We start from the raw sequence: 12,864 nt of genomic DNA, 5'->3' as shown, positions 1-12,864 counted from the left end.
AAAAATAATGAGCCTTATGTTCCAAAAGCGTAACTCCTTATATCCCAGTTCTGGCTTGCATGATAGCAGGCCTTATTGTCGTGCTCTTTTTACCAGAAAATTTCTTTTTACTTTTTTTAATTATCTATTTGACTTTTAATAGTTGGTCTTTCTTCTGCCATTTGCAGTGGGAGCGTGTGAGGCCGCAGGAGGGGACATCGTGACAGACGCATTTGGCGTCGTTGCCATGGTTGCCATGACGCCCCTGATTACGATCCAGATCCTCGGCTTCGTCTATCAGCTGCAGGAGAATAGAACCGCGGCGGCAGATACTGTGGAAGAGACGATACCTGTAATTCCTTTGGAGGCGTTTGATGACAGCGACATAATTGAGCTGTAAAGGAGGACACGATGAGTAAGCTTTATATGATGGTTGCGATAACGAATCGCGCCATGAAACATAAATTCCAGGAGTTTTATAAGGAGAATGACCATATGGTCGTCTTCGGCACGCTCGGCAGAGGGACTGCAAACAGTGCCGTTCTGGACTATTTCGGCCTTGAGGCATCTGAGAAGATGATATCTTTTTCTATAGTCACTGAAGAGATGTGGAGAAAGCTGAAACGGGGCCTGATCATCAATATGCAGATCGACGTGCCGGGTACGGGGATTGCATTTATCATTCCGCTCAGCAGCGTCGGCGGCAAAAAGGTGCTTCAATATTTGATTCAGAACCATGAGTATGAAAAAGAGGAGGAGACGATATTGAGAGAAACGGATTATGAATTGCTGGTGATTATCGCGAACCAGGGATGCATTGATACCGTCATGGATGCAGCGCGAAGCGCGAATGCCGGCGGGGGTACGGTAATCCACGCAAAAGGGACCGGTATGGAAAGTGCGAAAAAGTTTTTGGGCGTGTCTCTGGCAGCGGAGAAAGAGATCATATTAATTGTCACCAAGACAAAAGATAAGAATCGGATCATGAAGGCGATTATGGAGAAGGCAGGACTCGAAAGCAAAGAGAAGGCGATTGTATTTTCTCTGCCGGTTACAAGTACGGTAGGGCTCCGGATGAGAGAAGACGAGATTGGGGATTAGCGATGCTGATACAAGATGGGACGGGCGTATCTTGATGAGAAGAGTATTGCATAGCGAAAACCCGTTAGCCATAAGGTTAACGGGTTTCGTTATTTTTATAGTTATCTAAAGGAATGAGAGTAAAGTGCGGCACCAGATTATCTGGCCCGTTACTTTATGAGGGGGGAGATAGTTGTGTGTTGTTCAACTATCTGACTCTAAGTATAATGGATAAATATGTCTAAAGTATGTTAAATATCTAAAAGAAATCGAAAATTCCTTAAGCCCTTCTTAAGAAGTCAGAAAGAAAGAGTGAATACGACGCCATTGGGTAAGAGGCAGGCTGGCAAAGACGTACCATCGTCTTTTTCCAGCCCGTCAGTGAGGGTGAAGGACAGCTATGTTGAGCTGCCGCGTTATATTGTATCCGTACAGCTCTGGCTTAGATGGTCGACCAGTATATCCAGGAAGACGCTGGACGTCGGCCTGGCGGATAATGGGCGCAGGGATATCTCCTGAAGGAGCTGCCGGTTCCCTTTCTCCCAACAGACGTTGATGACAGTACGGATATCCCGTTCCACGCTGCTGCTTGTGGCCCGATACTCTTTGGCTATCTTAGGATAGAGCAGCTTGCTGACGGACAGAAGATAATTTTCATCTTGCATACACAGTTGAATACCATAGTTAAGATACCGGTATCCCCGGTAAGTTGCACCTATACCCAGCGTGCGGACCAATCGTTGGATTTTTTGTTCTTTCATGGTAACTTTCCCCCATACATAAAAACCTCACATTGAAAAACTTCTGCTGTGACTGAACACACCAGCTATATCATAACTCATAGGGTTTTAAGTTTCGACACATTATTCAAAATGAAGCATAAAATAATAAAAAATATTGAGGTAGATAATATGAGCATTCATGGTATAGATGTAAGTGAATTTCTGGGTGGCATCAACTGGGCGGATGTGAAAGGCTCCGGGACCCAGTTCGTAATGATACGTGCCGGATATGGACAGGGCAACCTTGACCCGGAATTTAGACGGAATGCGGAGGAATGCAACAGACAGGGCATCCCGTCTGCTTTGACTTTGAAGACGCATCGGTAACTTATGCGGCGGGCCAGGGCGTGGCAGTAACGCGGCAGCTGGCGACCAGCCTGGTAACCGCTTTCTGCAGCAGGGTGGAACAGCTTGGGTACTTTGCCATGTACTACAGCAACCTGGACTTTTTGAACCGTATGTTCGACGCATCACTGCGGCAGAAATATGCATTGTGGTACGCCCAGTATGCATCGGAACCGTCTATCCGGGGCATGGCAATATGGCAGTACAGCGATGCCGGCCGCGTCAGCGGCATCTCGGATAATGTAGACCAGAATATTGCGTATTATGATCTGGCAAATGTCATCTCCCGGGCAGGCCTCAACAAAATGAACCGGGAAGTCACGACACCGGCTCCGCCGGCTGCCTACCCTACAGATGTGATCATATATACGGTTAAGCCGGGAGACAACCTGAGCAGCATCGCGGCCAGATATGGTACGACGTATGAGACGCTTGCATCTTATAATAATATAGAGAATCCTAATCTCATATTTCTGGGACAGGAAATAAGGATACCGGTCGGATATCAAGAAACGTCTGCGAGATATTACACTATCAAGCCTGGCGATACGCTCAGCGGCATAGCGCTTCGCTTCGGCACCACCGTGGCGGAGCTTCAGCAGCTGAACGGCATCACGAATCCCAATCTTATATATGCAGGGACGACAATCCGGGTTTAAATCATGAAATATTATTATATGACATAAAGATATTGTTAAGTTGATAAAAGCACGTTATTATATAGAAAGATAATGCTGGCTCATCCGGGGATATAAATATCGGCCCGGGAGATCTGGGGTATCTGGTGAGGACAGCGGGGAAAATGGCTAGTCCGGGGACATAGCGGTGCATTAAGGCCGGAAGGCAGGATTTGTTATTTGATTTTGGAATCTGGTGACGCTATGGGATGAAACTGGGAATGTGTCCATATCCAGGACGTGGTTCTTCTGTGGGTAGAGAAATAGTAATAGCGCGGATGCCGGTGGCTGCCTGTGACGTAGCCCTGTAAGCACATGCAGCGGAATCTGGTATTCCGTCTATTTGTCTCCGGGTATGGAGCCGCGTTATCTTGTCTGGCCGGACAGCAATGGTCCGGCGGGTATCAAGGCCTGAATCCTTCAAGGATTTGGGCCTTTTTCATACAATCTTAAGAAATTTCTGTCGAAGCCCTTAAAAATTCTCTGTTAATCTTGTATAGTATAAGGGAGGTGATGAAAATGTCTAAAATATTAGTATGTGATGATGACAGAGAGATTGTGGAAGCAATCGATATATATTTGACACAGGAAGGTTATGAGGTATTAAAAGCATATGACGGGGAAGAGGCGCTGAAAGTGCTGCAGTCAGATAAGGTAGACCTTCTGATTATCGATGTCATGATGCCAAGGCTTGACGGTATCAGAGCCACCCTTAAGATACGGGAACAAAACAATATGCCTATTATTATCCTGTCCGCCAAGTCGGAAGATGCGGATAAGATACTCGGGCTCAATGTGGGAGCTGATGATTATGTGACGAAACCATTCAACCCGCTGGAGCTCGTGGCAAGGGTCAAATCTCAACTGCGCAGATATACGCAGCTTGGAAGTACGGTAAGTGGTGAGAGCCAGGCGGTATATGAGGTTGGAGGCTTGTCTATCAATGACGACCTGAAGGAGGTCACGGTTGACGGTGAGCAGGTAAAGCTTACGCCGATTGAATACAACATTTTATTATTGCTTGTTAAAAATCAGGGAAAAGTGTTCTCCATCGACCAGATATATGAAAATATCTGGAACGAAGACGCCATAGGCGTAGATAATACGGTAGCGGTACATATCAGACATATAAGGGAGAAGATAGAAATCAATCCGAAGGAGCCGCGTTACCTGAAAGTGGTCTGGGGAGTCGGGTATAAGGTGGAGAAACTTTAGAAGGGAGTTTATATGAATCAATGGTATAAGGCCAACCTGACGAAAGGGATACTGATCGTGGCGGAGCATGTCCTGGCAGTCGTGACGGTGGCCAGCCTGGTCTGGGTCCTGACGTACCCTGCCTTGATGGGGGATCTGTTTTCGGGGCATGCGGCCAGGAAATTTGAGGATTCTACAGCTTTCAGCGGACAGCTGCAGTCAGCGACGTCTGAGATACTGAAAGGCATCGGAACACGGGGGCTGTTTGAGACAGAAGGGAAATTTGACACGGAACGTGTGGTGGACCTAAAGGAATTCTATGAAAATAGCAAGATCAGCAATGAAAACAGCAGCGGCCTGGCTTATAAGCTTGGGGACTTGGAAAAGTGGGCGGAAGGATCAGCGTATGCAGACGGCCGTGCCATGAACGAGAACGATAACCAAGAGCCGATAATTGTGTGCAAGAGGTCGGATGGGACATTTCGCTACTATTATTTTACACAGCTAGAGCAGCTGATTAATGACGGGGAGCTGAGTTTTGTCATTGCGAGCAACAGTAACGGCGAGGAAATCACTTCTGACCAGATTCTGTATGAACTGCGCAGCGGGGGCCGGAGCGAAGTTACGTACAGCACCGAGACAGAATCCAGATTCAAAGGGCTCCAGAACCGTGAGGGCAAGATTGAATTTATAGACTGCTGGAACTATGACGGGTATCAGATCGATGAAAAGTATGCACCGATCGGTGCCGCGAATCTGCTTGAGATTGCCAATGACAATGCAAACTGGAACGGCAGGCTCAATGACATCTTCCAGATGCTGGAGAGCAGCATCTATTCAGTCAATGGCTATATCCAGACATATGAGACTTGGGAAAACAACTGGAGGGAAGGGGACACGAACCTCGTCTACCTGTATGCGGACACAGCGGGCAAGAAGGTCTATACAAATAAAGAAGAATTAAAAGACTTTAACAAGCTGGATGAAAGCTTGAAGATGATATCTAAGAGTGGAAAATATCTCATCGTGAAGCCAAGGCTGTCTGATTTTAACTCTAACATCGACAACGAAGACGCGTCTACCTGGAAGGACCTGATACAGTACAGCGGGCCTGCAGAAGAGAATTTTGTGTATGCGGTCGGCGTGGATACATCCTACCCGATTCAGGACAGCTTCTATTCGCAGAATCAGATATATGAAAAGTATGGCTCCCGCATACGGGGCATAGCGGTGCTTGGGCTGGCGGCAGCGATTTTGCTTTTGACAGGAATCGTATGGCTGACTATCATTGCAGGCAGAAATATCAAGGACGAGGAACTGCACTTGAACTGGTTTGACAGGTGGAAGACAGAACTGGCGGCTGCAATCGTCATCTTGCTGTGGATAGGGCCTGTGCTGCTGGTAGGGAGGGGCATATCTGATTACTTTATCGGTCAGGTCCCTGATTACAGCGATACGTATGCGCTGACCGTGTACAGCTATAACGCAATGCCCGGTGTCGTGCGCAGCGGCATGGTCGCAGCCTACACATGCGGCCTGTTCCTGATCGGATATATGAGTCTTGTCCGCAGAATCAAGGCGCGAACGGTGTGGAACAACAGTATCGTAAAGGGTCTGCTCAGCTTTATCAAACAGTTGTTTGTCAACATGCACTTCGTGTGGAAGACGGTTATACTATTCTTTATGTTCGGTTTTGTACACTGGCTTGCTGTGCTGAGCGGTGCGATTGTAAACTGGTTCTGGTTTCTGGTGATGCTGGCTGTGGAGGCGGCGGCATTTATCTATCTGGTACGGATGTCTATTGCCAGACAGAAGATCCGGTCGGGTATCGAACATATATCTGCCGGGGAAGTCGATTTCAAGATACCGCTTGACGGGCTGAAAGGCGAGCAGCTGATGCTGGCGGAACGGGTCAACTCAATCGGAGAAGGTCTGGATGCCGCGCTGGAAGAAAGTATGAAGAGCGAGAGGCTGAAGACGGATTTGATAACAAACGTCTCCCATGACATCAAGACACCGCTTACTTCCATTATTAACTATATCGACCTGCTCAAGATGGAACACCTCGATGATTCGAAGATACAGAGATATCTGGAAGTGCTGGAGGCAAAGGCGCAGAGGCTGAAGACATTGACGGAAGACGTGGTCGAAGCCTCCAAGGTCAGCTCCGGCAATATAACGCTCGACTTAATGAATATCAACCTTGTAGAAATGATACAGCAGACGAGCGGAGAATTTGAAGAGAAGTTTACCGAGAGAAATCTAAATGAAGTCCTGAACCTGCCGGAAGGGGATGCTATTATACATGCCGATGGACGCCGCATGTGGCGCGTACTTGAAAATATATACAACAACGCGGCAAAATATGCGATGGAAGGTACCCGGATCTATGCGGACCTGAGTGTGACGGACATGATCGTAATCTTCAGTCTGAAGAACATATCGGACCAGCCGCTTAACTTTACTGCGGATGAGCTGACGGAAAGATTCCTGCGCGGTGATGTGTCGAGAAGCACAGAAGGCAGCGGGCTCGGACTGTCCATTGCGAAAAGCCTGACAGCGATGCAGGGCGGCACCTTTGATCTGTATCTCGACGGAGACTTGTTCAAAGTGACGATAACCTTCCCTCGAGTTGCAAAGGCGGCCGAAAACGAAGAGGGACATGGAGAAACGAATTAGGGACACCATGATACCAAGATAAAGAGGGATAAGGAATTATTCAACGGCTGACAGACAGGTTGTAGTAACTGAAAGCGGGTATATCGTGAAATGCGGTATATCCGCTTTGTTACGCAATAGAACGCTGTTTTTGAGGGATTGAATATAAAACCCTTACCTCTCTATTTTCGCGCCCGCAAAGCCGCATAAATCAAGGCTTTTTTAATCCCTAAATGACCACAAGACACCCATAATAGATAGAGGGCGCAAGCGGTCTTTCCATTTGTGCCCTCTTGCCTTCCTGTGAGCAAAGACGGGAAAAGCCGTCAAGGGCGTGTTATCGGCTCTGCGTCGGTGCGTCCGGCTCTTTGATAACGGATATATTGAGTTGCTTTACATTGATTAAGGTTTCCTGCTTACACTTCGGACAGAACAACGGGAAGTTTTCAAGTACCGTATCTTCCCGCAACCTTATCCGCGTTTTACTTTTGCAAACAGGGCATAACAGCCATTATTCTATATTTGCCACCTACTTTTGAAACAAATAGTTATTGTTCGCATTTACTTATTCAAAACAAAACTTATTGAAATTCAACTACTTCTTCAAAACTTTTTCTTGGTCGTTCAGAAGGATTTTCAGCGGGGTATCCTAATGCTACTGCTGCAATTATTTCGCCTTTATCTCCAAAATAATTTTTCAAATCATCATAGGCAAAATATGTATCACAAATCCATAATGTTCCTATTCCTAATGCAGTTGCTTCTAACAGCATATTTTGAATTGCAGCACCGATTGACTGAATATCCGCGCGCTCATAAATTTTTTCTTCAGGCGTCAAATTTTCGTATAATGAATGTCCTGTGGGATTGCATATTACAATTAAAGCTGAAGCCTGCGCCATAATCGTAGCGGTATGTTTAGCCCCTGCAATATAACTACCGCTATTTGGTAAAAGCGATTTAGTATTTTCTTCTTTTTCTATTCCTTGACGCATTATGCTCACAAATTTTTCCTTTGCTTCGGATGTTAAAACAATAAACTTCCAAGGTTGTCTGTTTTTAGCTGACGGAGCTTTGAGAGCTGCATAAATTATTTTCTTTAATATTTCAAAAGGAATAGTTCTGCTTTGGTATTTTCGTATGCTTCTACGCTCGAATATTTCTTTCATTTTTCAACAACTCCCTCTAAACGCCCTGTAAATATCAACTTTTTCATTAAATCAATTTGCAAGTACAAGCTCTCTATCGGTACATTTGTAGAAAGCATTATTTCCTCAAGACCTATTTGCCAATAAAAAACTAAATCTGCTGCTTCGGATAGATTATCATAAGAAATCTTTTGTAGCTTTTTTCTTAAAGACAATATTTCGACAATAGGAGCTTTTAATCCGTCCATTGCCCTTACAAAAAAATTATTATCGGTTTCTGCTTTATGAGCTATGAAAAACTCAATCATAGCCAATTTCAAACTGCCTTTAACATTTATCATTTCTTGTTTCAGATTTTCAAAATAAGCATTAACTACCGTCTGAAAATCTTTGACATCATCAATGTTATGCTTGGTTTTTTGCATACAGGTTTGATGATGTGATTTTATTACCTCCATAAATATTTCGTCTGTTGAGTTAAAATAAAGATAAATCCCCCCTCGGCTAATATTACAAGCGTCTATGATGTCTTTCATGGTAACGGCTGAAAACCCTTTTTTACTGAATACTTGTTCTGCACGCTCTAAAATTAGATTTCGCTTTTCCAATGACTTTTTAGCCATACTTCTATACCTCCAAAAATGACATTATTTTATGACACCAATGTCATTTTGTCAATAACTTTCAAATATACTTGTAAGGTAACCGTGATGTAATAACGATTAAAAGCAATTTTTTCAAAAAAACTTTCTCAAATCTTTGGCAAAATCGCAAAGTGCAGTGTTGTATATAGTGAGGGGCAAAGTGCAACAAAAGCCGCCTTTCAATCGGGATATTGAATGAGAGAACACACAAGGGTTTGGGATTTTCCCAACAAGAGAAAATGCAGCGCATTTTACGGAAAGGGTACCTCTTTCCTATGCTTGCTCCCTACTCAAAACAAAGGAAAGGACGGGAAAGGAATGGAAAGGAAACGAGAAACTGAACACAACGATTTATTACTTCAAAAGGGCAACCCGCTGAACGAAACCGTTACATACAAAGTCGGCGGCACGCTTTATGAGGTGTCAACGGTCTGCGGCGGCTCTGGATTCCTCTACGACAAAATGAAACGGCTCATAAAATCGGAAACCGTGAAAACGCCTACTGACAAAGAAAAGGAAGTCCGCTATAATAAAGATAACAACCTGTTTGTCGGGCGTTCATTACAGGAGGAATGAACAATGACGACAACGAAAAATTCATGAAGCAATCATTGACGAAAAACTCTTTGAACGGGTACAGGAATTAAGGGCAAGCAAACGCCGTCCCGCCAAGCAAGCGGAACGGCAAGGGCTGTTTTCCAACTTGCTTATATGTGGAAAAAACAGTACAATATACTATTATGAAAGAGATAAGAAGACTATTAGCTGAAAACTTAAATGATATGTTTATACATGCTGTACTGAGCAATCCGAGAACGCGGGAAGGATGGTCCAAGGTGAAGGCACGCCCGGTCCTGATCAAGGAAGAACGGATGATCCAGCTTGAGATGTTCAGGGGGAACCAGGCTTTCCATCAGAATGTGGGCATGGTAGAAGCCGGGGAGGCCATAGCCGGACTGATGGAGTCTATGAAACAGATGCAGCTTGAGACTACGGAAGCGCTGTATACCGTGCTCATAAGCAAGAAAGGGAAAGTCACTGTCAAGAAGAAGATTCAGAAAAAGGAGCCTATACCTGCGGATATAAGCCATAACAGGAGAAAACAGTATATCCTCAGGGAAGGGGTGCCGGTTCCATTCCTGACGGACCTGGGAGTCATGACGGAGGAAGGGAAAGTTATTAAATCCAGATTTGACAAATTTCGTCAGATTAACCGTTTTCTTGAGTTTATCGAAGATATACTCCCTCAGCTTGAGCGAGGAAGAGAGGTTACGATTCTTGACTTCGGGTGTGGGAAGTCTTATCTGACATTTGCAATGTATTATTATCTGCATGAGCTGAAAGGGTATGATGTCAGGATTATCGGGCTTGATCTAAAAAGCGATGTAATCCGCCGCTGCAATGAATTAAGTGAAACGTATGGATACAGCAAGCTTCGTTTCTTAGAGGGTAATATTACAGATTATACAGGAGTGGAGAAGGTAGATATGGTCGTCACCCTCCACGCGTGTGACACGGCGACAGATTTTGCGCTGGCTAAGGCCGTCCGGTGGGATGCAAAAGTTATCCTGTCTGTTCCGTGCTGCCAGCATGAACTGAACGCACAGATGAAGAATGACGTGCTTGGGCCGGTTATGAAGTACGGGCTTCTGAAAGAGCGGTTTGCAGCGCTCGTCACTGACGGGCTGCGGGCACAGTATCTGGAACGGGAAGGTTACGACGCCCAGATCCTGGAATTTATAGACATGGAGCATACGCCGAAAAATATATTGATTCGTGCAGTAAAGACAGGAAGAAAAAGGGAGAATCAGGATACAATAGATATATGTGAAGAATTTCTTCATGTATCACCAACCTTAGGCAGGTTGTTAGATGAAAAAGGGGAACTGTGATGAACATAAAAAACCGATTGATAAACGCGGGGATATTATTAGCAGTCTTTATCACGGCTGTACTTATATTCAGCTATTTTACGAACCGGAGAAACGATAATATGACAGCGGATATGGGAGTCACGACCTATCCGCAGGTATCATTTTCCTGCAATGGTTTCAATGTGAACCTGCTGTCGGGTTATGCCAAAAAAATGGACATCCCTGCCATGAGGGATACGATTACCCCGGTTGACGGCCAGACGCTCGATCTGAATATTGAAGCATATGGCAACAAGATCAACAGACTCAAGTATACGGTATACACTTTGGATGGTAAGGACAAGCTGTTGGAGAAGAAGGTGAAAAAGGCGGGAAAAGGTGTCAGCCTGGAACTGGCCGGTGAGAATCTTCTCTCCGAGGAGAGGGTATTGGAGATTGTGCTAAGTCTGGATGGCGGTAAATCGGTATATTTTTATACGCGTATCGTTGATTCCACCAATGATAATGTTGCCGAATGTCTCAACTATATCAGCGATTTTCATGAAAATGCATTAGCCAAGGCGGAAGGGACGGGCATCGGAACTGCAATCGAACCAAATGAAGAAGGAGATAATTCCACATTCCAGCATGTGACCATCCATTCTGATTATAACCAGGTGACATGGGGAAGCCTGGAGCCTTCCGTCGAAGGCGGGGAGCGCTGGTACATCAAGGAAACCAACAGCACATACACTTCCGTACAGCTGGAATATAAAGTGCGCTGCAAAGGAGAGGAGAATGAGGAAGATGTGTATAAGGCCAAGGAATTCTTCCGTGTCCGGCACATTGCAGATGCTCAGAAGACCTATCTCCTCGATTATGACAGAACCATGGAGCAGATTTTCGATCCGACGAAGAAGGTGCTCAGTGAGAAGGGAGTCCTGCTCGGGATTACGTCACATGACGTACAGTATATGGTGAGCGACGACGGCAGTACCGTTTCCTTCGTGCAGGCGGACGAGCTGTGGAATTACAACAAAGATACAGATGAGCTTTCACTCGTGTTCAGCTTTTCCGACGCGGAGAATTCCGATACAAGGAGCCTGATGGCAAAGCATGAGGTAAAGCTGCTGGCGTCGGATGACGACGGGAATGTGACATTTGCGGTATATGGCTATATGAACAGGGGAGAGCATGAAGGCGAAGTCGGGGCTGCCATCTATTACTATAATATAGACCAGAATTCCGTGGAAGAGAAGGCATTTATCGCAAGCGACAAATCATACGGGACAGCGGTGTATGAGCTTGGCAGATTCGTCTACTACAATGTCGGGAAGGATATGCTGTATGTAGTGGTAGAGGGAAACCTCTATGAAGTAAATGTAGAAAAGAAAGGAAAAGTAACGAAAGAGGTTATCGTGGAAGGGCTGCAGGAAGGGCAGTATGTAGTGTCCGATGACGGACATATGATCGCATACCAATCCAACGGCAATCTGACAGAAGCAACGGAAATACAGGTCATCAATTTTGCGAACGGTAAGAAGCGTAAAGTGACATGTGAAGAAGGTGAAGTCGTCCGTCCCCTTGGCTTCGTAAATAATGATTTCGTGTACGGAGCTGCCAGGACGGCCGACACGGGAAATACGGTTTCCGGTGAGACGGTCGTACCTCTTTATAAGATTGAAATACAAAACAGCAAGAGCAAAGTCGTGAAGACTTATGAGCAAAAGGATATATACGTGCTGGACGCACAGTTTGAAGAGAACATAATCACCCTTTCCAGAGTCAGGAAAGAGGGAGCTGCGTATACAGGAACCGTAGATGATTATATTACGAACAATGAGGAAAAAGAAGAGAGTAACATCTATCCGGAATCTTACGTGACAGAGCTGAAGGAGACGCAGTACAGGCTGACCTATGCAGACGGAATATCTGATAAAGAGCCAAAGGTGCTGAAGCCGAAACAAGTGCTGTTTGAAAATCCGACTGCCATAACGTTCGACGATGACAGCGCGTCCGATAAGTGCTATGTATACGGATACGGCGAGCTGCAGGGCATATACGAGAAAGCGGGCGCCGCAATACAGAAGGCCAATGAATATAACGGCGTCGTCGTGTCATCGCGGCAGTCTTATATATGGGAGAGGGGCAACAGAAATCTGCAGCATGCAATCGCCGGAAAGGACAATGAGATTCAGACAATCCGTGACCGGCTGAATGCAGGTGATGCACCCATCGACATCATGAACGACATATCGAAGGAGAGAGGGATGGACTATACCGGATGTTCGGCAGAAGAGCTGCTCTATGTCATCAATCAGGACATACCGGTCATCGCAATGCTCAATGCATCCTCTTCTATAATACTCACCGGCTATACAGAAAGCACAATAAGCTATATAGATACGGCGAGCGGTGAGAAAAAGAACGCGACATACGAAAGTATTGATGAAATGACCCAAGGAAGCGGGCACGCGTATATCGGATATGTCAAATAGGGACAC

The 12,864-nt window shown here is 45.5% G+C and carries 10 protein-coding genes and 2 pseudogenes; 8 read left to right on the top strand and 4 right to left on the bottom strand.

Annotated features, from left to right (window positions below; genetic code table 11):
* Nucleotides 1-148 precede the first annotated feature (148 nt).
* Nucleotides 149-379: pseudogene (locus E1963_RS16685) on the top strand (DUF1538 family protein); the annotation flags it as partial.
* 11 nt (nt 380-390) lie between these two features.
* The gene (locus tag E1963_RS16680) at nt 391-1,080 is read left to right on the top strand and encodes a P-II family nitrogen regulator (RefSeq protein ID WP_132280435.1); all 690 of its coding nucleotides are present in this window, start codon (nt 391-393) and stop codon (nt 1,078-1,080) included.
* A 395-nt stretch (nt 1,081-1,475) separates the two neighbouring features.
* On the opposite strand, the gene E1963_RS16675 is transcribed toward E1963_RS16680, so the two are convergent.
* The gene (locus tag E1963_RS16675) at nt 1,476-1,820 is read right to left on the bottom strand and encodes a sporulation initiation factor Spo0A C-terminal domain-containing protein (protein ID WP_132280432.1); all 345 of its coding nucleotides are present in this window, start codon (nt 1,818-1,820) and stop codon (nt 1,476-1,478) included.
* A 111-nt stretch (nt 1,821-1,931) separates the two neighbouring features.
* Here E1963_RS16675 and E1963_RS23150 point away from each other — a divergent pair.
* The 3 genes and pseudogenes from E1963_RS23150 (at nt 1,932) to E1963_RS16660 (ending at nt 6,736) form a co-directional block, all read left to right on the top strand.
* Nucleotides 1,932-2,845: pseudogene (locus E1963_RS23150) on the top strand (LysM peptidoglycan-binding domain-containing protein).
* Nucleotides 2,846-3,382: 537 nt separating this feature from the next.
* Nucleotides 3,383-4,078: a response regulator transcription factor gene (locus E1963_RS16665; protein ID WP_132280429.1), complete on the top strand. Its 696-nt coding sequence runs from the start codon at nt 3,383-3,385 to the stop codon at nt 4,076-4,078.
* Between the two features lie 12 nt (nt 4,079-4,090).
* A complete protein-coding gene (locus tag E1963_RS16660; protein ID WP_132280426.1) occupies nt 4,091-6,736 on the top strand; it encodes a sensor histidine kinase in 2,646 nt (881 codons plus the stop codon).
* A gap of 316 nt (nt 6,737-7,052) precedes the next feature.
* Here E1963_RS16660 and E1963_RS16655 read toward each other — a convergent pair whose 3' ends face one another.
* From E1963_RS16655 to E1963_RS16645, 3 genes are all read right to left on the bottom strand, one after another.
* Nucleotides 7,053-7,223, bottom strand: coding sequence for a cysteine-rich KTR domain-containing protein (locus E1963_RS16655; protein ID WP_132280441.1), 171 nt, complete (start codon nt 7,221-7,223; stop codon nt 7,053-7,055).
* A 73-nt stretch (nt 7,224-7,296) separates the two neighbouring features.
* Nucleotides 7,297-7,884, bottom strand: a complete 588-nt coding sequence (locus E1963_RS16650; RefSeq protein ID WP_132280423.1) for a nitroreductase family protein — start codon at nt 7,882-7,884, stop codon at nt 7,297-7,299.
* Entirely contained in the window at nt 7,881-8,486 is a 606-nt protein-coding gene (locus E1963_RS16645; RefSeq protein WP_132280420.1) for a TetR/AcrR family transcriptional regulator, read from the bottom strand. The genes E1963_RS16650 and E1963_RS16645 overlap by 4 nt, the downstream gene beginning before the upstream one ends.
* Nucleotides 8,487-8,825: 339 nt before the next feature.
* On the opposite strand from E1963_RS16645, the gene E1963_RS16640 reads away from it, so the two are divergent.
* From E1963_RS16640 to E1963_RS16630, 3 genes are all read left to right on the top strand, one after another.
* A complete protein-coding gene (locus tag E1963_RS16640) occupies nt 8,826-9,083 on the top strand; it encodes a hypothetical protein (protein ID WP_132280417.1) in 258 nt (85 codons plus the stop codon).
* Between the two features lie 164 nt (nt 9,084-9,247).
* On the top strand, nt 9,248-10,399 hold the full coding sequence (locus tag E1963_RS16635; protein WP_132280414.1) for a class I SAM-dependent methyltransferase: 1,152 nt from the start codon (nt 9,248-9,250) through the stop codon (nt 10,397-10,399).
* Entirely contained in the window at nt 10,399-12,858 is a 2,460-nt protein-coding gene (locus E1963_RS16630) for a hypothetical protein (RefSeq protein ID WP_132280411.1), read from the top strand. The genes E1963_RS16635 and E1963_RS16630 overlap by 1 nt, the downstream gene beginning before the upstream one ends.
* Nucleotides 12,859-12,864 lie beyond the last annotated feature (6 nt).

Origin of the sequence: Extibacter muris (assembly GCF_004345005.1) — a bacterium.
Classification (GTDB): Bacteria; Bacillota; Clostridia; order Lachnospirales; family Lachnospiraceae; genus Extibacter; species Extibacter muris.
Note: the sequence above shows the minus strand (reverse complement) of the source record. Positions and strands in the feature narration are given on the sequence as shown.